Consider the following 20,286-nt stretch of genomic DNA (forward strand, 5'->3'; position numbering starts at 1 on the left):
ACCCTCGTCGCCCGCTTCATTGATCCCGTTTTCGCCTCCACACCCAGTGATTAACGCGCAAGGCCAAGGTCACATGTCTTTCCGCACGGTGTGCTCTGCAAGCCCCTGGCCTCGTCGCCAGCTAGAAAGCACACCCCAGCGGATGGTCAAATCATAGCTCGGCCACCGCGCAAGGGCCGACGGCTACGGGCGGGCGCGCTCCCTTGTTCGTTCTTGTTCGTTCCGGGCGCGATCAATTGCACCGATCGCGTCCTTCATGTTGGTGAAGATGACGGGCCGGAAACGGTCAGTCTCGTTGGACAGCACAGGATCGCCGACCTTGAAGGCGGACTCGCCCCAAGAGACCGGTGGATTGGGGTTCCCTGCCCGCAGGAAGCGGTTAACGTTGATAACGCTGTAGACGCCGTCGTAGTTGAGGCCGAGAACGATCTCATCTTCGCGTCATCGCGTGAACAGTTCCTCACCCAGCTGCATTGAGCAGCCGTTCTTCGAGAGCGACTCCTCAATACGGTCGTCCAGGTTGCGCACCCGGTCCCACAGCGTGAGCAGCCCATCATCTTCGGTTCGGAACGGCTTGGAGCTTGACCCGGTTTCCCGGACGGGTTGTGTTGATTGAATCATGCCGCCGCGACAGCTGCGGTGTGTTGGGTTTCGAACTGATGGGGAGACAGCATCCCGAGCCCGGAATGTCGCCGTCGGGGACGGTACCAGTCCTCGATCCACTCGAACATGGCCGCAAAGCCTGCTTCGACGGCCAAGACCGGCGGTCCAGCAAGTCGCGAAGCGTGATTCAGATTGGCCTCACGGCAGGGAAGCTGACAGCGCCTCGAGCAACGCGGAAGCCCAGGTCATCGAACGAGGCAATCGGGTCGGTCTTGCGTCGCACACCCGCACGGCAGCTCCACTCGGGATCGCTCCACCCGCCGCCCCGAATAATGCGGTATGCCCCGTAGACCGCCGGGTCGTAGAGGTCCCAGCACCACTCCCAGACGTCACCCAGCATGTCGAACAGCCCCCACGGATTCGGCGACTTCATCTGCACCGGATGCACATTGCCGCCGGAGTTGTTCTCATACCAGGCAACATCGTCCAGCTCCCCGTATCGTGCACCGGTGGTGCCTGCCCTGCAGGCGACCTGCCACTCGGCATCGGTGGGCAACCGGTAGCCGTCGGCGCCGTGGTCCCACGTCACCATCCACTCGTCGGCCTCCGGCTCACTATGCGGTCGCCATTGCGTCGGCGCGGGGGCTTCATGCTCCGAGACCTCATAGACGGGTGCCAGCCCGTCCATGACCGAGAGCGCGTTGCAGAACAGGATCGCCTCCCGCCAACTCACTTCGGTCTTGGGCAAGTTGGCGAAGGCCGGGGCACCAGTCACGCCCTGCACCTCGTCCCATAGTCCGCGCGTCACCACGGTGGCCGCTAACTCAAACGGCTCGACGTTCACGGTCCACGAGCGACCCGTGCGCCGGTCCACCATGTGCTCCTCAACGGCACCCCGCAGGGGAACCATGACCATCTGCACGCTCATAGTGGCCATTCTCGGGCATCCCCCTGAGGTGCATGAGCGATATACAGTGCCGACGCCGGATCGCCTCTCACGGCAGACGCCCATCCACGACGACCTCGCGCGCCGCGAGTTCACCCGCCGGAGAACCGAACCAGTTGTGGCTCACAGACAATCTCCGAAACACCACTGCGGCCATACTCATCGGTGGCCCGGGGACCTGCCATCCACCCCAATGGCGGCGTCCCTCCGTGATGGAATCCTGCCTCCGCCAGGTGCCGCTTTGCAGCAAGCTGCCGCTCACTCATCGAGTCGGTCTCGGCTTCCGCCAGCTTCCAGAAGGCCACGGCAGGCACCTTGCCTGCCTGGATATCCTGGTCGAGTTGCCGCCACCCCTTGCGGTTCCGCAGCGCTGAGGCGCTTGCTGAATCGTTGCCGATGTACTCCCCCGGCACCGTCCAGCCCCCTCAGCGTTCAGCTTGCGAAGCAGGTCGAGTCGCTGTCGTTCAATAGCATCGGCGCCGTCGCGGTGATACTTCGACAAGCGCAGGTAGAGGTAGATGCCCCGGGTCCCCGCAACAGGCTCCTCTGGGCCCGTACGGGAGAAGGCCGGGTACACGACGGTTCGGGTCGTGCGTCCTGGACATGGGGTCGCGGGGCGGTCAGTGGCAGTCACAGTGCCTCCTGTGATCAGGAGGTGTGCTTAGTTTCACCCAGCCCGTCACCCACGAGGATCCCCGAAGAACGCGAGCCCGGCCCAGTCGCCGGGCAGCGGCACGACGAAACGGCGGTCGAGGAAGCGGTTGGCCCGCTCGCAGGAGGTCTCCGAGGCCATGACGCAGCAGTGACACGCGGCGCCGTGCAGGAAATCCTCGGGGTCCTCGGGCACGCGCCGGGCGCACACCGGGTCGGAGGAGCAGCGGACCAGTCCGCGCAGGGCGGCGTCGAGGACCCCGCCCAGGCGATCCGGCTCGCTCAGCGCGACGAGGCCGCCGAGCGTGCCGTCCGAGTCGGAGGCGGTCGTCGTGATGAGCAGCCCCGCGGCGGCGGGGCGGCCCCCGGCCCGCTTCCACGCGTAAAGGCGTTCGCTGAGGCTGGCGGCACCGTACCCGGCGTACAGGGACATGCGCCGCATGAGCGCGTGCGCGAGGGTGTGCACCAGCCAGTAGCGCGCCGGGGCCATGCGCTCCATGTGGTCCATCTGCTTGGCGGTCTCGGAGTAGCGGCGCTCGAAGTTGCGCTCGTGGGCCGCCACATGGCTCGCCCACAGCTCGCTGGCCTCCACCCGCTGCTCCCAGGCCGCGACCCGGGCCTCGTCGAGCTGCAGGAAGATCCCCTCGCCGCGGTCCTCGGTGGCCGGCACCCATGAGGGCCTGCCGTCGGCGCACAGCGACACCAGCCGCGAGCCGGAGTCGTCGATGCGCTCGAAGTCGTCGATACGGGTGAAACCGAGCAGCGCGTTGACCTTGCGGAGCCGGTCGACGGCGAGCACGCGCCGCACCCCGGTGAAGGACCCGCCGCCGGGGACGGCACGGGGCGAGACGGTCAGGCCACTGGCGGCGTCGGCGTGGCGTTCCTCCGGCGGGTCCTGCTGCAGGTAGTTCCACTCGGGCACGAGCAGATCGATGGGGCTCCACCTGCTGCAGCGGGCCTCCTGGTCGGCCTCGGACTCCTCCGGCTGCAGGGCCCGGTCGACGACGGCGCCGAGCACCGCGTCATCCAGCTCGGCGAGTGCCCTGGTTGACGGGTTCTGTTTCGCGGTGACGCGCAGCAGCACCAAGTTGTCGCGGAAGGCGGCAAGGTCCTCCCCCAGCGCGGCCTTGAGCTGGTCCGCCCGCTCCTTGAGCCGGGCCTGCGGGTCGAGTCTGGGCATGTCGATGATCGACTGGGTGACGGGGAACCACAGGTTCGAGGCGCCCACGAGCATGAGGCGCACCTCGTGGTCGCAGCCGCCCGGGACGAACCCGTTGATGTGCGGCAGCCGGCCCCGGCATCCGGGAAGGCGAGTCCTCCCGGCCTCGCCCTGCGCCTGGTTCATGGGGCGGTGCGCTCCGCAATTCTTGCAGCCGATGATGGCGCTGGCGCCCCGTGAGGCGCCCGTGTCGGTCATGGCCAGGAACGGCGCGGAGGCGTTGGGACACGTCCCGCCCCGGTGCACCCACCAGTCGTAGGGGAACTCATCGAGGTGGCCATCGGGGCAGGCCAGCAGGTAGCGGGCGGGAACGCAAGGGCTTCTCCTGATCCCTCTGTTCTTCGGGCTCTTGCCGCCTCGCCCCGGGCAGTTGAGGTGCTGCACAACCGCTTCGTCCGGCCTGTACGGATGGGTGTTGGTGTAACCGTCGACGAAGACCTCCAGCGGCGCGAGTCGGTCGCAGCCGGTGCAGCGCAGCCATTGCGGAAAGATGCGGGCCGGCACGCCGAGATCGTTGCCCTCGCGCGAGAAGCCGCTCTGCGTCTCCTGGTGCGGGAAGGGCCGCAGCTCATCCATTTGGCGCCCGAGCTGGAGTCGGATGCTCTCCAGAAGCCGCGGCGCATGAACAGCCGGCACACCGCCCTGGCGGCGCTCCCAGATGCGATCCCAGTCATCCAGCCCGCTGGGCATGACGGTGAAGTGCGGCAGGTCGATGATGGCGCCCGGCCCGTACGTGTACAGCAGGGTTGAGGGGCGCGCCGAGCCCACTCTCGCGAAGTTCTTCCGGGCCTGTTGCGCGTCGAGCCGTTCGGCGTCGCCGAGGGGGTCGACGCCGTCACCGATGACTGCCGGTTCCTCGGTGCTCATCCGTCCTCCTCGTGCTCGCCCATCTCGTCGTGAGGCTCCTGCGCCTGCCAGCTCGGGGGATTCTCCGGCGGTCTCCAGGGCAGGCGCTGCGGGTCGGGCGAGACGAGCAGGTTGATCTCCGGCTGCACCTCGCGCATGGAGTTCGCCACGACGAGGACCGAACCGCCGTCGTCCGGGGCTCTGCCGGCGGCCGACTCGGCGCCCCTGATGAGCGGCGCATCCCTGGAGGAGTCCTTGACCCGCTCGTAGACGAGAGTGCGGCTGCTCTGCACCTGCCCGGCCCGTCGCGCCCATGCCTCAATGCGTTCGGTGAGCCGTTCGCGGGCGAATCCGACGGCGCCGGAATCGGCTGCGGAGCGTCCGACACGAGCGATGATCGCCTCGACCAGGTGGTCGAGCACCGCCCGCTGCGCGGTCACCTTGCCGGCGTGCCGCTCGGGATTGAGGCCATCCTCGGCCACGGCCGCCTGGAGCACCCGGCAGCAGGCGACGAGTACTCCGTCGAGACCCCGCTCGAGGGAGGTGACGGAGAACGGCGTGACGGACAGCGGCTCCACCCGCCGGTAGAAGGTCTCGTGGAAGTGGCGGAACTGCTCGTAGTGGGCCAGGTCGCGCGGACGACCCCAGTTGCCGACCGTCACCACCAGGCCGGGCCGTCCGGCATCACGGCCGACACGCGAGGAGGCCTGGATGTACTCGGCGGTGTTCTTGGGCTGTCCGACGATCATCATGAGGCCGAGGCGCGTCACGTCGACGCCGACCTGGAGCATCGAGGTGGCGAGTACGACGTCGAAGGGATTCTCTTCCCGGGGCGCGGGAAGACGCTGACCGGCACGCCATTGCTCGGCGCGTTTTCCACGGGCCTGCGTGGAGTCGATCTCCTGGATGAAGCCGATGTTCATGCCGTCGAGGGTGCTGGTGATCTCTGTGGAGGCGATGCGGCTGGTGAGCTCACCGAGGTTGAGGGCCCCGAACGCGGTGCCCCGCCGCCGGGGCAGCCGCGAGCCGGGCAGGCCCTTGGCCAGGGCTGTCTGGATGTCGTCCTGCACGTAGCGGGCCATGCCGGCCAGCTCGCGGGTGGCCGAGAAGTAGCCGACGAGCGTCATGTAGGGGTCGGCCTCCGCACCGCCCTCGTCGAGCAGCAGCTGGCCGCCGGCCATGATGGTCTGGGCGATCTGGATCTCGGCGTTGGTCAGGCGCACGCCGGTGGCCGACAGTCCCACGTATCGGCGGCCTGGGTGAGCCCGGTCGGGCGGGGTCTCCCTGGAGAAGAAGGTGTCGGAGGCGTCGATGACCTGCGGCGGGAACACGGTGGTGCCGCGCCCGTAGAGCGCCCGCACCTGTTCCGTGGCCCGGCGCACGGTGGCCGAGGAGGCGACGATGAGGGGCTTCACCTCGTGCGGCTCGCCGTCCGGGCCATTGAACCGCCAGGTGGTGAGAATGTCGACGGCGACCTCGAAGAGCCCGACGGTGGTGCCCAGTGCCCCGGTGATGAGGTGCAGCTCGTCCTGGATGATGAGATCGGGCGGGCGCAACCGCCTGGCCGGGCGCACCGTGGCCGCGGGCAGGCCGTGCGAGGCCGGGTGGAACGCCTTGACGATGCAGCCGCCGTAGTCACTGCCGCCGTTCTCGTCGAGCAGCGGCACATAGCCGTGGCGTTCGCAGCGCCGGGCGACGTGCCCGAACAGTGAGGCCGCCTGGCCTTCGCGGGCGAGCCGGGCGAATTTGTCGACGGTAGCGATGACGAAGGCCGGCACGAGACGGTAGATCTCCTCGTCGGTGGTGAGCACGGGGATGCCCTCGTCCACCTGGCCGCCGTCGGCGAAGGGGCATTCGCCGAGCTCGTCCGGGCAGTGCACGAGGACGCGGCCGATGCCCTCGTCAACGGTGACGTCGTTGTGGCTGAGCGTCCGGCCGCACCATGGGCAGTGGCCAAGCTGGAGCGCCGAGAAGCGGTAGCCGGCATCGGCTTGACGGCCTCGCAACCGTTTGAGTTCCGTGGCGGCCTCGTCGACCCGCTTGGGTGAGACGGCGGTGCCGACCCACAGGCCGATGCGGAAGGGTTCGTCGCCCCAAGTGGCCCGGTCCTGCCTACGGGCGAGCTCGGCGGCGCAGACGAGGGTGGTGGCGCGCTGGAATTGCTGGGAGGTGAGCAGCCGGAGTGTGTAGCGCATGAGCACGGTGACGCCGGCCGAGCCGTCGAGCGCACCGTCGGGGCCCGTGACGCGCCCCTGACGGCGGCGGATCGCGAAGGCGTAGGCGGCCAGGCCCAAGTAGGCCTCGGTCTTGCCGCCGCCGGTGGGGAAGAACAGCAGCTCGACCTTGCCGAGCTCTGGGCCGGAGCGGCGCGGGGTCGTCGGGTCGGTGAGTGCGCGGATCTGCATGATGATGAAGGCGAGCTGGAAGACGCGCCAGTGGTGCGGGAAGTCACGGGTGCGCACCTGCTGTTCTGCCTGGGCGGGGGTGAGGGCGGGGTCGCTCTGGCGCAGCGCGGCGATCTGGGAGTGCATGCGCTGGTCGGCCATGACCCGGTTCATGAAGGCGAAGCAACGGCGGGCCTCGGCGTCGCCCAGCAGGAAGTCGACGCCGTCGGCGAGCTGATCGCGCGTCTGCCCGGCCTCGGCGACCGCTCCAGCGGCGGTCTCGCGCAGGTGGGCTGGCAGGTCGGGGATGCGCCGGGACTGGGTCTCGAGCCAGTCGGTGTAGGCGGTGACGATGGGACGCAGGCCGGCCTCGAGTTCGGCTGAGGTGGCGGCGGCGAGGTCCTCCATGTTCAGCAGCGCATCGGGCACGGTGGTGGCCTGGGTCTGCGGGGTCTCGGCGGTGGGGATCCACTCGGTGCACACGTGGGTGGCGCGGGGCGCGTCCGGGGTGACGGTCCAGTCGGCCGAGCAGGTGCGCCCGATGGCGAACTCGAGCCGACCGCGGTACTGGAGGTCGAGGCGGGCCTCCTCGCCGTCTTCAGGCACGTGCGGGTCCTCGGCCGGGTCGTGGACGGGCAGGAAGACGGCCTGCCCCTCGCTGGCTCCGGCGGGAGTGACGTCGAGCCGGGTCTGGAAGAGCCAGGCGTCGACGGGAATGTTCCGCGGAGCCTCGCGGTCGTTGCACAATGCGATCTCGACGAGACGGCGGGGCGCGCCCTCTGAATCGTCGAGGTGGGTGTCGACGCGCAGGGTGACATGATCCTCCTCTCGGAGCCGGTAGTCGGCGGTTCGGTCAGGGGCGAGTTCGGTCAGCTGGATGGTGACGGGGACGTTGATATCCGTGCGGCGGTAATGCCGCTCCTCACGGCCGTTCTTGAGAACTCGGCCGGTTCTTTCGGGATGGTAGACGCCCCAGGAGGCATGCACGGTGACTGCCTCCAGATCGGCCGGTACCTGGAAGCGCAGGCCCATGGAGGCGGGGATCATGAGGCCACGGCGCACGGGCTCATCGTCACGGTCACCTCCGGCGTCCTCGTCGCCGTCGGGGCCGAGCTCATCGACGCTCGGCAGCGGCACGCCGGTGGAGGTCCGGGCGTCGAGATCGTCTCCCAGGTATTCACCCGCATATTCATCTTCATCATCCTCACCGACGGGTTGCTCGCCGGTGGCGTCCAGTCGGGTCGGAGCGATGCGGCCGACGAGATAGCGGTTCTTCGGCGGCACGGGCAGCAGCTCGTCCTCACCGCCGACGGGACCAAGCAGCTCGCGGCGCAGGATGTCTGTGAGGTTCTCGCGGGCGGCCCACGGGCCGCTGCCGAAGGGTTCGGGGGACTCGTAGCCGATGGGCTGCGCAGTTCCGTCGTGGGTGGTCTCAGGCATCGGATCCCTCCTCGTGACCGGTGACGGGCCCGTTCTCTCGCTTGCCCTTCTCGACTGTGGTACCAGAGGCCGCGGCAGCCTCTGCGGCGGCGCGGCGGTGGTTCTCCTCGAGGAGCCGGTCGAGTACTTCCATGCGGGTGGCGGGTGGGATGGTCCAGCGGGTCATACCGCGGTACTCGTGGAAGCCACGCTCCATGTCGAGGTCGTTCCAGCCGTAGGCGGCAGCAACCGCAGCGTCCAGCTCCACGTGGATGGCCCGCATGCGGTCCACGTCCGCATCCTGCCCGGACGCGAGCCCGGGATCGTTGACAAGGTTGTACAGCTTGGTCAGGCCCCACTGCTGCCGCAGCATGATCTCCCGCCGCTCGGCGTCCAGCGTGCGACCAATGGCATCGAGCTCGGGCGTGGGTTCGGGGCGGGGGAAGGTCTCGAAGACATCGGTTGGGGTGTAACGCGGATCGTTTCGCATGCCCGAGCCATACTTGATCGCCCAATACTGATGCAGCGAAGACGACAAAACCGCCTGCCGGGCGTAGGAGTCGGTTGCGAACACCCCAAGCATATGAGAAAACACCTGCCCAGTCTGTACCCGAACCGGCATCACGGTCTTGCTGACCAAAGCAAGCACCAGCACCTCGTTGAGCCCGGAAATCGCCTCTCGCATGGCAGGTCGGCTGTTGTAGTACTTCCACCACTCGTTGACCATGCGCGGGTACTTCACCGCGTCCTTGGTGGCGCGTTCCGGCTTTACCGCTGCCAGTACGCGGTTCCAGGGCATTCGGTACTGGCTGGCTTGAGTCTCGCTGCGCTCATTGAAGTCAATGACCCAACGGGAGGCCGAGCAGTCGGGGCGGGAGTTGAGGTCCTCTCCGTTGAGGTAGGGGAAGAGCACCTCGGCATTGCGCGGATCCTCCGCAATCCACTCCTGCGCCTCCCCCGGTTCAAGGATGAAGCCCTTGCCAAGCACGTAGCAACCGATGAAGGCGATGTTCGCGTTCTCGGCCAAGCGTTCGGGTTTTCCTTCGACGCGTCCGGCCGGTTCCAGCAGGGTGCTGAGCCGCGGCACCGGAATGTCCTGGTCCCCACAGGAGATGACACGCACTTGCGGATCAACTGCCTCACAGGTGCCCCAGACGGCGGCGTACTCCAGATTGGCGCTGCTGGAGGGCCATGAGCGTGACTGCACTGCCCGGGTGATGGTGAACCCGGCAGCCACCAGCTGGTCGAGCCCGACCTCGCGGGTGTCGCCTTGGGCCACGGTGTTGGTGGCGATGAACCCGAGCGTGCCGCGCGTGTTCAGCAAGACGTGGGCGCGCAGGAGGAAGTAGGCGACCAGGTCGGCATTACCGGCTGTGCTACCGGCGAGCACATGCACGAACCATTCGCGCAGGTTTTGCCCCATCACCGGGCTCAGTTTCTTTCCGCCTAGGAACGGCGGGTTTCCCACAATCGCGTCAAAGCCGCCACGTTCGGTGACCTCGGGGACGGCCAGTGACCAGTGCAGGCACCGCCAGCGCTCGTAGTCGGTGCGTACCGTCGGCGTCAGGCCGCGCTGCAGGATCGCCTCCAGGCCGGACGGATCGCCGTCCCCGGCCGCAGAATAGGCGCTGGCCGCTGCGGCGACCAGGTTCTCGTAGGCCTCGTTAAGTCGTCTGCCGGGTTTGCCGGCCACCGCCGGATCGAGCCCCGCGGCGATGATGGCGTCGGCGAGCCGGGTGAGTGCGGCGAGCCGCTCGTCATTGATGTTCTTGAGGCGTCTCTTGGTCGTCATGGAGCGCGCCGGGTCGGTGCTGCTCACCTCGGAGGCGAGCTGGCGGCGGCGCTCCGTGACTTCGTCGATGATCGCGTCCACGTCGAGCTCGGGCACGACGGTGCCGGCGGCATCGAGATCGAAGAGCTTCCGCGCGGGTGCGGCTGACGGGTCGATGTGCAGGGCGCGCAGCTGATCGAGGTTGGTGATGCCGAGCAGCGAGTTGCCGACGAAGACCTTGTCGTCGACGAAGCTGAACGGCAGGTGCGGGTCGAGGGAGACGAGCCACAGCGAGAGCTTGCACATCTCGACGGCCATCGGGTTGATGTCTACGCCGTAGAGGCAGTGGGCGACCACCTCGCGCAGGGCGTGGCGCTCGGCGCCGCCGGGTTCCGCCGAGCGGTCGGTGAGCGCGCCCTCCTGCTCCCAGGCCTCGACGAGGCGGCGGGCCAGGTGGCGGGCGGCGGCCACGAGGAAGGCGCCGGAGCCGCAGGCGATGTCGGCCACGCGCAGGCGCAGGATCTCGTCGGAGGGGATGAGCCGCCACTGGTCGCGGTTCTCGGTCTGGTGGGGGCCGGGGCAGTGGAGGAGGGGCTCCAGGGCGTGGAGCACGACGTCCTCGGCCAGTGAGCGCGGCGTGTAGTGGGCGCCGGCGTCGCGCCGCGAGGGCGTCTCGGCCACGAGCAGCTCACCGGGCCGGATGACGACAGGCCGGCCGCGCAGGTCGCGGCGGATCGCGCCGATCCACGGCCGTAGCTCGTCGCAGAGCTCCCGGTCGTGGGTGACGGCGAGCAGGGCGCGCTCGGCGTCCTCCATGCCGTCCCCGGCCGCGAGCGCCTTGGCCAGCGCCGCTTTGGTCTGAGGCTTGGCCGATGGCTGATCCGCCTTCACCCAGGCGAGGATGGCGGCGGCCAGATCGGTGTCATCGGTGTGCTCCTCGGCCAGTTCTTCAAGAACTTTCAGCGGCACCTCGGGCTCGTCGCCGTCCTTGCCGATCAGCCCGAGCACGATCCCGCCGCTGCGACGGCAGGTGTAGCCGAGGAGGCCCTCGTAAATGTAGCCGATCTGCTCCACGTCGATGTCGCGGAAGGACACCCTGCGGGCCTCGGATTTCTTGGTATGGGCGATCTGCACCGAGCGGAGCACGTGGAGCATGACGCGGTCGGAGGCCTTGACGGTCAGCGAGCCATCGGGATCGGTGGCGCCCAGAAAGCCGAAACGCTCGGGGTCGAACAGGGAGCCGCCGTAGGCGGGCATGCGCACGTCCCCCAGATGGCGCCGTGATACACGGCGTTCGAGGTGGCCAGCAGACGGTGCCAGACGAAATAGGTGCCGTCCATCGATTCCTCGCCCTCATCTCGGGCACGGGTCTCGAGCCCGTCGAGCACACCGGCCAGGCCGTAGCCGATGCGGTAGAGCTCCTGGGTGGGCAGCAGGCCGCGTTCCTCGGCGAAGAGCAGGAAGACCACACGCATCATGACGGTGACGACCGCCTCGTAGACCCGGTGGGTGTCGTCCGGCAACGGATCAGGGCGGCCGTGACGCACGGTATCCGTGATCGACTGGGAGATGGCCGAGACGACCAGCTCGACGGCGCGACGCACCTGGGTGCCGAGGGCCTCGGTGACCTCCTCGGCTGCGAGCACGGAGTCGGCGAAGAGCTGGGGAAGACGATCCTTCTCAGCGCCTCTGAGCAGTCGCTTCACGCCGAGCAGCGCTATGAAGGCGTTGCGGGTGGCGGGTTCCTCGACCCAGGTCTGGGCGTCGACGACGCCCGATGCGGTGGCGCCGCCGCGCGGGGCGCTCACGAGCGCCCACCAGCGGCCATCGGTGACCAGGCCGATGGAGCAGGTGGAGCCGGTGGCGCGCAGCATCGCGCCCATCCGGTCGATGGGGCCGGCTGCCCAGCCGTCGTCGCACAGTTCGCGCAGCGAGGCCGCCGGGTCGACGACGAGCACGAGGGCGCCGACCGTCGTGGCATCGCCGGTGTCGCGGATGAGCGCTCCGGTCGGGGCGACGGTGACCGTGTGGATGCCGTCGCTGCGGACCCGGTAGGTCTCGGCGAACACGGGGCGGTCGGCGGCGGCCGCGTAGTGCGGGCCCCAGCCGATCACCTCGGTGAGAATGATACGCACCCAGGTGTCGCGGGCCCGGCGGTACTTCTGCAGTGCCGGGCCCTTGTCCTGCGCTTGGTCCCAGGCGTCCCAGGCTGCGTCGAAGACCGGTTTCGCCCGGTGCAGGGCCTCCTTCGGGCCGCGGTCGAGGGCCGGCATGCCCTGCGGGTACAGCTCGGTCATGACGGGTACGGACAGGAACGGCCCCTCGGCGTCGACCAGTTCGAGCCACTCACGGTGCATCTGGACGGCGGAGCGCGCGCCATCTCCGGCTCTGCCGTTCCTACCGCTGGCGCCGCCCCTCCGTCGGCTCATCGGTTCTTTCCCTCCCATGCGGCGGCATCCTGTTCGGCGACGGCGAAGACGAGGCCCACCGAGGCGATGAAGGGGTGCACGCCCTCGTAGCGGCGGGCGACGGCGTCAGTCTCGCGGTGCTCCTCCTCGTCAAGAGCGGCCAGACGGTCGGTCATCGCCCTCATGTCGCGTTCGCGTTGGGCGCGCTGCTCGTCGAGCCAGGCGGCGAGCATGTCCTGGTTGGTTCGCTCCTCAGCCCGCATCCGCTCCAGCGACTCGGTCAGATTGGCGCGGAAGGCCGCATAGATGCCGTGCACCCGGTCGGTGTCACTCTGACGCCGGTCGCGAAGCTGGTCGTCGACTTGGGACTGCAGCCGTTCGGCGCGGCGACGGGTCTCCTCCTCGAGGCGAGTGCGCAGATGGGCGCCGTCGGCCCGCCAGTCGACGACAAGGCGGTCACGCACCGGCTGGGAGGCGAGCTCGAACTCGCCCGGGTCGAGAACGCGCCCGAGGACCGTGTTCAGCCTGTCCTCGGCGACCCGGCTGCCGCGCAGCCGCACGCCGGTGACGAAGACCTGCTCGTGCAGGCGCAGGCCGCCGCGGCCGACGAGGACGAGCCGCGACACCGACACGGCGTAGGACTCGTCGAGGCCGGGCATGACGACGGCGGTGACACGGTTGACCGCCGACTGGGGGCTGAACAGGTTGGCGCGCAGCGTGCGGGTGGCCTTGCGCATGAGCGGGTGCCCGAGATGGACGTGGACGATGCCCGGGACGCCGGCGGCTCGCTCGTCGAAGGTGACAGGGCGCGGTTCATCCGGGTGGAGCAGGGTCGCGAGCCCCTGCACGGCGTCATCCCAGGAACGGTCCAGCGAGGGGACCCTGAGGACCACTGCGTCGGCGTCCGGGGTCTCCTCCGGCACGAGAGGAGGCTGATTGGTCATGTTCAGCGCCTCGTTGACCACGCGCAGAGCGGCCTCTGGGGTGAGGTGCATCTGCTCCTTGCGCTCCTCGTAGCGGCGCCCCAGCTCGGTGAGGCTGCGGTTGAGTCGTCGGCTGCCGGCCAGCACCTCGTTGACCGCTCGCTGGCCCGTCGTCGCGGTCGCCCTACGGCGGGCCCGGCGGTGCAGGAGGCGCTCGGTGATCTTCTCGTCGATGAGCGGGTTCAATTGAGCCCAGGTCTTCGGTCTCGGTGGTGATCTTCTCAGCCAGGCGCCTCAAGAATTCGTACTCGCCCGAGTAGGTGCCGTGCTCGGCGCGGCGCTGCGGCGTCGGGTAGAAGATCTCGGGTGCCCGCTGCTGCCCGTAGCGGTCGATGCGGCCGATGCGCTGCTCCAGGCGGGACGGGTTGAAGGGCACGTCGAAGTTCACCAGCCGGTGGCAGTGGGTCTGCAGGTCGATGCCCTCACCGGCGGCATCGGTGGCGACGAGCACCCGCACCGGCTCCTGGGCGGGATTGGCATTGAAGCGCGCCTTGATCCGTTCGCGGTCCTCGGCCGGGGTCGCCCCCTGGATCACGGCGAGCCAGTCCCCGTCGTAGCCCTGCGAGGTGAGCACCGTTCTGATCCAGTCAAGGGTGTCGGCGTACTCGGTGAAGACGACGACCCGCTCGTTCGTCCAGGTTCTCCCGTCGGGGCGGCAGATCGCGTCGAGCCAGTCGATGAGGGCCTGCAGGCACCCATTCGGCCGCGCCTCGAAACCACGGGCCCAGGCCTCCAGCTCCGTGAGATCCTCCCTGGTGGCCGCACTGAGCGCATTTCCGGAGCGGCTGGCGAGCAGGGTGTCGGCCTCAGGCTGTTCGAGGCTGCCCTCCTCCTCGTCGGACTGCCCGGACCCCATGACCTCCGCGTAGTAGTCGTCGATGTCGTAGAAGGCCTCGCCCGAGGCCACCGGATCGGTCAGGTAGTTCTCCAGCGTCCGGGCGAAGGCCCACGGGCTGGACAGAAAGCGCTTCTTGAGCAGCAGAGCGGCGATGTCGAGGCGTCGTCTGCCCTGCTCTCGGCCGGACTCGCACAAAAGCGAGTCGAGCCTGGCGTAAGCCCTCTCCTCGTCCGATGCGGTCTCATAAAACAGGAGCCTCACCTCGCGGCGTCTGAAATTCCCCTCGACATCGGACTTCAGACGGCGGATCGTGACCTCGTCGAGGGCCTTCCGGTCGATCTCGGCGCCGCGGGCGAACCGACGAGGATCGATCATCTCGAGCAGCGCGGTGAACGACTCCGTGTAGCCGTTGTGCGGGGTGGCGGACAGGAAGAGCCGGTGCTCGCACGCGTCGGCCAGCCGGTGCACCGCCCGCGTGCGCTGGGAGTCGACGGCATAGCCGCGCCCGCCGCCGGCAACCACGGGGGCGGCCGGGGCGACGTGGTGGGCCTCATCCACCACGAGGACGTCGAAGGCGTAGCGGCGCGCCGACCCCGCTCTGCCGGCATCGGCCAGCACCTCGCGCAGCAGCCGCTGGGCGCGCACGCCCGGCAGCCACGCCATGGACACGATGACGCGCGGGTAGAGGCGCAGCGGGTTGGCGGCCAGGCCGTAAGTGCGTCGGTCGGCGGCGATCCGGGCGGAGTCGACGATGACGAACTCCAAGCCGAACTTCTCGTGCATCTCGTCGCGCCACTTCTGAGCCAGGCTCGGCGGGCACACGATGATGACCGAGCGGGCGCGGTGCCGCAGCAGCAGTTCCTCGATGACCAGGCCCGCCTCGATCGTCTTGCCCAGGCCGACGTCGTCGGCCAGCAGCAGGTTGGTGCGCGGGGCCTCCAGGGCGCGGCGCAGCGGTTCGAGCTGGTAGGGCTCCAGGGTGGCGCCCGAGCGGAAGGGCGACTGGAAGACCCTCGGGTCGGCGGAGGTCACCGCCCCCCAGCGGACCGCGTCGACGAAGGCGCCGAGCGTGTCCGGCTCGTCGAAAGAACCCGCACCGATCGTCTCGGGCAGTCCACGGTCGGGGACGATCGAGGTGCCGACCTCGAGCTCCCAGATGACGGTGAGTTCCTCGCCCATGCGGTCCTCGGCGAGCGATTGCAGAGCCACCAGGTGTTCGAGGCCGGCACGTGATTCGTCGGCGGGGCTGTGCGGCAGGCCCTGCTCGCGGACGTCGGTGACCGCCCAGGTGGCGCCGCGGACCTGGACGACCTGGCCCGGTTCGGGCACAGAGGAAGCCTCCATGGGCGTGCTGAGTTGTTCGGTGGTCATCGCATCCCTTGATCGGTTCGCACAGTCGCCGTGCGACGAGGTCACCTTAGCGGAAGGGTCCGACGTCAGGGCGCGAGCTCAAGCCTGGTGCGAGTGTCGCGGAGCATCTTGAAGGTGTCGATACATGGGACGTCGAGGGCCGCGCAGGCATCGGGGATCTTCACCCGCTTGCGCGATCCCGTCCCCGCTGTCTCGTGGGTGACGACTGTACAGGAATGAGCACTCGCGTGAGCGACGAGCATGAAGTCGGCTGCATCTGCGGCGAAAGCATTCAGTGCATCGCCCGTGAAATTCTGAGATTGAGCCCATACAAACAATCTCGGGAAAATCTGTGTAGTCCTGTCATCCAAGGGAAAGAAAAAACCGCGATGGTTTCGCGCCCAATCAGAAAGCTCATCTTTTCCTTGGAGCAGTTCCTCTCGAATCCTCTCGATGCTGCACACGGCGCCCCTACTGTAAGCTTTCTCCAACCAGCGCCAGAAGCCAGGGGCGATGTCGAAGGCGTAGTAGCGGTTCTTCGCCTCGATGAGGACGTTGGCGTCGACGAGGAACATCATGCAACCTTCAGCTCTTCGGCGAGGCCCTCGAAGGTCGCGTGCTTCTTCGTGCCGAGCAGCTGATAGGCCTCCCGGTAGGCGGTGGACCCTTCGAGGGTGCTGGCGATGACGGCTCTGGCGAACCGACGACTCAGCCGCAATGGCTGGGTGCTGTAGTAATTCCCTCCTCCACCGTCTCCGTCCTTGCTCCTCACGAGTTCCATGACCCGCTCGTGCTCGGCCCGGTAGCGCTCGGTGTACTCGCCCCGGGTCAGGAAGCCGGCGTCGACAATGCGCTTGAGCACGACCAGGGTGCTGATCCCGTACCGCTTCGCCAGGCGGTCGAGTTCCTCGACGGTCGCCTGTCCGCGGTAGTCGGAGCGGAGCTCACCGAGCGGGAGAAGGACCTCGGCTGCCACGCTGTTGCACCACTGCTCCTCGGTTTCACCCTCCCGGGAGTCCATGGCTGCCTCGGACAGCGCGCTGCGTCCGAGCCAGATGTGCGCCAGTTCGTGGACGAGGGTGAACAGCTGCGCTGCCTTCGTGTCAGCGCCGTTGACGAAGATCAGGGGTGCGAGCGGGTCGGAGAGCGCGAACCCGCGGAACTCCGCCGGGTCGAGCTTGCGGTGCGTGTCGGCGCCCACCACACCGTTGACCATGACGAGGACGCCGATGTTCTCGATGCGGTCGATCAGACCACGCCGAACCTCCCCTTTGTTGGGGAACACCTGCCGTTCCTCAACGCCGAAGTCGAGCCCTTCAGCGATGTCTCCGGCAACCTGGGTCGGCGGTGTGTCCAGCGTCGCAGAACCGACGAAGCCGAGCGGCCCTGCCCCGTTGTCGGACGCATAATCGCGGTACCAGTCCTGGCGCCTCTGGCACAGGTAGACCGTGTCGAGGAGGTCGGCGGACGGACGAAGCACACCGGCGTTGCCGATGGTGCGCATGTCCGGAATCGGCAGCGGTTCGTCCGGCGGTTCCGGCAGGAACAGGAATCCGAACGGGGTGTGGGTTTTCTCGGCGAAGGCCTCGAGCTGTTTGAGTGTCGGTCGGGTCTCGCGCCTGACCCACTTGATGAACTGCGGTGCGCGCCGGACCGTCGTCTCCTCGTCCCAGCCGGCTCGCTCGACCGCCCAGCGGAGCAGCTCCGGGGCGACATCGACACGAACGACCACCGCAGCACCTCCTTGTTCCCGCGTTATTCATTCCCCGCTCGAATTCATTCAAGCATGTCAGTCCCGCCCGAGCCGGGGATCTGCTCGCCGGACAGCACCGAATCGGTGCCGCGGCGAACCGATCCTCCGATGCCGGCCCCCGCCTCACCCCGCCCCGGTGCGCAGCCACCGGCCCGTCCGGGCGCGCAGGGTGAGCGTCAGGCCGCGGGCGGCGAGGAAACCGGCATAGGCCACCCACAGCCAGACCAGGCCGGCCGGGCCGCCGGCGCACAAGCGGGCGACTGCCGCCAGCATCGGCAGGTGGCAGGCCGCGACGAACAGGCCCGCCAGCGCCAGATAGCGGGTGTCGCCGGCGCCGATGAGCACGCCGTCGAGCACGAAGACGAGCGCCGCCGGAGGCATGATCGCCGCGAGCACGACGAAGGAGTGCATGACCAGCCGCCGCACGTCCGGGTCGCTCGTGAACAGGCGCGCCAGCCAGGGCCTGACGGCCACCAGGGCCAGGCCCATCACCAGGGCCTGCACCCCGCCCCAGCCGAAGGCCCGGCGCATGACCGTGCGGGCGCCGTCCGGGTCGCCGGCGCCGAGGCGGTGCCCGATGAGGGCCTGGCAGGCGATGGCCAGCGAGTCGAGGGCGAAGGTGAGGAAGGAGTACAGCGAGTTCGTCACCTGATGGGCCGCCAGCGTCAGCGAGCCCAGCCCGGTGGCGACGAAGGTGGTCGCCGTCAGCGAGAACCACAAGGTGGCGGTGCGCAGCATCAGCCAGCCGCCGGCCGACGCGGCCGCGCCCATGCCGGCCGGGCTCGGGCACAGCCCCATGCCCAGCCCGCGGCAGCGGCGGGCGGTGACGGCCACGAGCGCGATGCACGACAGCGCCTGGGCGCTCGCGGTGGCGACGGCCGAGCCGACGATGCCCAAGCCGAAACCGTGGATGAGCAGGGCGTCCAACCCGATGTTCGCCAGGTTCACGCCGATCGCCACGACCATGGGCGTGCGGGTGTCCTGCAGGCCGCGCAGCAGACCGGTCGAGGCCAGCACGACGAGCTGGAAGGGCAGCCCGGCGGCGACGACCCGCAGGTAGCTGACGGCCGCCGCCGCCACGTCGGGGGCGGGCCCGTACCAGCCGATGATCGCCGGGGCGAGCCAGGCCAGCAGGGCGGCCAGCACGATCCCGAGGGCCGCGCCCAGGGCCATGCCGTCGCGCCCGGCCTCGTGGGCGGCGCGGGCGCGGCCGGCGCCGAGGCGGTGGGCGACGACGCTGGTCGTCGAATAGGCGAGGAAGACGCACATGCCGGTGATGACCCCGAGCACATTGCCGCCCAGGCCGAGGCCGGCCAGCGGGACGGCGCCGACGTGCCCGATGAAGGCGGTGTCGGCCATGACGAGCAGCGGTTCGGAGACGAGCGTGGCGAAGGTGGGCAGGGCCAGGGACAGCAGGTCACGGTCGGTTCTCGTCCACAGGGCCACGGACAGGCAGGCTACCCCGGCCCGCGCGCAGGACGGGATCGCCCGGTTCTGCAGGGCGGGCGCGGCGGCAGGAGCGGGGACGGGCCCGCCCTGCCACGCGCCCGGAAACGCCCACGCCGCACCGGACCGGATCCGTGGCGGCGAGCGCTTCACGATCGGCTGAAACAGAATCGTTACAAATATCTTGACATCAAGACATGAGATCGGCTTCTTGACCGCGGCACGCAGTGCCATATTCGAAGTGTCGCCGGCGAAGGCCGGAGCACGAAGCCAAACAGCAAGGAGCCCGCCATGCGCGAAGCCGTTCAATCCATTTACGACGGGGTGCTCGCACGCAACCCCGGCCAACCCGAATTCCACCAGGCCGTCAGGGAGGTCTTCGAGAGCATCGAGCCCGCGCTGGAGCGCCGGCCCGAATACCTCGACGCGGCCGTCCTCGAGCGCGTGACCGAGCCCGACCGCCAGATCATGTTCCGCGTCCCGTGGGTCGACGACTCCGGCCGGGTCCGGGTCAACCGCGGCTACCGCATCGAGTTCAGCTCGGCCCTCGGCCCCTACAAGGGCGGCCTGCGCTTCCGCGGGAACGTCAACATCTCCATCATCAAGTTCCTCGGCTTCGAGCAGATCTTCAAGAACTCGCTCACCGGCCTGGCCATGGGCGGTGGCAAGGGCGGCTCCGACTTCGACCCCCACGGCAGGTCCGACGCCGAGGTCATGCGCTTCTGCCAGTCCTTCATGACCGAGCTGTACCGCCACATCGGCCTGACCACCGACGTCCCGGCCGGCGACATCGGCGTCGGCGGGCGTGAGATCGGCTATCTGTTCGGCCAGTACAAGCGCATCACCAACCGCTTCGACGCCGGCGTGCTCACCGGCAAGGGCCTGGGCTGGGGCGGGTCCCTCGCCCGCACCGAGGCGACCGGCTACGGCACCGTCTACTTCGCCGACCGCATGCTCGGCACCAGGGGCGACTCCTTCGACGGCAAGCGCGTCGTCGTCTCCGGCTCGGGCAATGTGGCCATCTACGCCATCGCGAAGGCCCAGGAACTGGGCGCCACCGTCGTGGCCTGCTCGGACTCCTCCGGCCTGGTCGTCGACGAGAAGGGCATCGACGTCGCCCTGCTGCAGTCGGTCAAGGAGCGGCGTCGCGAGCGCATCAGCGCCTACGCCGACGAGCGCGGCGCCTCCGCCACGTTCACGCCGGCCGGCAAGAGCAGCATCTGGCAGCTCAAGGCCGACGTGGCCCTGCCCTGCGCCACCCAGAACGAGCTGGGGCCGGACGACGCGAAGGCCCTCATCGCCAACGGCGTGAAGGTCGTCGCCGAGGGCGCCAACATGCCCTGCACGCCCGAGGCCTTCCACGCCTTCCAGGAGGCCGGCGTGCTGTACGCCCCCGGCAAGGCCTCCAACGCCGGCGGCGTCGCCACCAGCGGCCTGGAGATGGCCCAGAACGCCGCCCGCGACTCCTGGACCTTCGAGAAGACCGATGCCGAGCTGCACGCGATCATGGACAGCATCCACGACACCTGCCAGGCGACGGCCGAGGAGTACGGCCGTCCCGGCGACTACGTCGTCGGCGCCAACATCGCCGGCTTCACCAAGGTCGCCGACGCCATGCTCGACTTCGGCCTGGTCTGATCCGACCCGCCGGCACCAATCGCGGAGGTGG

At 68.9% G+C, this 20,286-nt stretch carries 11 protein-coding genes; 1 reads left to right on the forward strand and 10 read right to left on the reverse strand.

Annotation, left to right across the window (positions count from 1 at the left end):
• Positions 1-790 precede the first annotated feature (790 nt).
• From RWX87_RS01240 to RWX87_RS01285, 10 genes are all read right to left on the reverse strand, one after another.
• Positions 791-1,531 (reverse strand): formylglycine-generating enzyme family protein, encoded by a 741-nt coding sequence (locus tag RWX87_RS01240; protein ID WP_314686051.1) that lies wholly within the window; start codon positions 1,529-1,531, stop codon positions 791-793.
• Between the two features lie 697 nt (positions 1,532-2,228).
• On the reverse strand, positions 2,229-4,187 hold the full coding sequence (locus RWX87_RS01245; RefSeq protein WP_314686052.1) for a DUF1998 domain-containing protein: 1,959 nt from the start codon (positions 4,185-4,187) through the stop codon (positions 2,229-2,231).
• A 95-nt stretch (positions 4,188-4,282) separates the two neighbouring features.
• Positions 4,283-8,089, reverse strand: coding sequence for a DISARM system helicase DrmA (gene drmA / locus RWX87_RS01250; protein ID WP_314686054.1), 3,807 nt, complete (start codon positions 8,087-8,089; stop codon positions 4,283-4,285).
• The gene (locus RWX87_RS01255; protein ID WP_314686057.1) at positions 8,082-11,096 is read right to left on the reverse strand and encodes a DNA methyltransferase; all 3,015 of its coding nucleotides are present in this window, start codon (positions 11,094-11,096) and stop codon (positions 8,082-8,084) included. Before RWX87_RS01255 ends, drmA begins: the two co-directional genes overlap by 8 nt.
• Positions 11,018-12,268 (reverse strand): hypothetical protein, encoded by a 1,251-nt coding sequence (locus RWX87_RS01260; RefSeq protein WP_314686059.1) that lies wholly within the window; start codon positions 12,266-12,268, stop codon positions 11,018-11,020. Before RWX87_RS01260 ends, RWX87_RS01255 begins: the two co-directional genes overlap by 79 nt.
• Positions 12,265-13,416: a hypothetical protein gene (locus RWX87_RS01265; protein ID WP_314686061.1), complete on the reverse strand. Its 1,152-nt coding sequence runs from the start codon at positions 13,414-13,416 to the stop codon at positions 12,265-12,267. The genes RWX87_RS01260 and RWX87_RS01265 overlap by 4 nt, the downstream gene beginning before the upstream one ends.
• Positions 13,355-15,439 (reverse strand): DISARM system SNF2-like helicase DrmD, encoded by a 2,085-nt coding sequence (gene drmD, locus RWX87_RS01270; RefSeq protein ID WP_314686063.1) that lies wholly within the window; start codon positions 15,437-15,439, stop codon positions 13,355-13,357. The genes RWX87_RS01265 and drmD overlap by 62 nt, the downstream gene beginning before the upstream one ends.
• A 65-nt stretch (positions 15,440-15,504) precedes the next feature.
• On the reverse strand, positions 15,505-15,996 hold the full coding sequence (locus RWX87_RS01275) for a DUF4411 family protein (RefSeq protein WP_314686064.1): 492 nt from the start codon (positions 15,994-15,996) through the stop codon (positions 15,505-15,507).
• Positions 15,993-17,150, reverse strand: a complete 1,158-nt coding sequence (locus RWX87_RS01280; RefSeq protein WP_314686065.1) for an ImmA/IrrE family metallo-endopeptidase — start codon at positions 17,148-17,150, stop codon at positions 15,993-15,995. The genes RWX87_RS01275 and RWX87_RS01280 overlap by 4 nt, the downstream gene beginning before the upstream one ends.
• 144 nt (positions 17,151-17,294) lie before the next feature.
• Positions 17,295-18,617, reverse strand: coding sequence for an MATE family efflux transporter (locus RWX87_RS01285; RefSeq protein ID WP_314686067.1), 1,323 nt, complete (start codon positions 18,615-18,617; stop codon positions 17,295-17,297).
• A gap of 291 nt (positions 18,618-18,908) precedes the next feature.
• Here RWX87_RS01285 and gdhA point away from each other — a divergent pair, with 291 nt between their 5' ends.
• The gene (gene gdhA / locus RWX87_RS01290; protein ID WP_314686070.1) at positions 18,909-20,255 is read left to right on the forward strand and encodes an NADP-specific glutamate dehydrogenase; all 1,347 of its coding nucleotides are present in this window, start codon (positions 18,909-18,911) and stop codon (positions 20,253-20,255) included.
• The last annotated feature ends 31 nt before the right edge of the window (positions 20,256-20,286 follow it).

This window comes from uncultured Bifidobacterium sp. (genome assembly GCF_963540075.1).
In the GTDB taxonomy this organism is placed as follows: domain Bacteria; phylum Actinomycetota; class Actinomycetes; order Actinomycetales; family Bifidobacteriaceae; genus Bifidobacterium.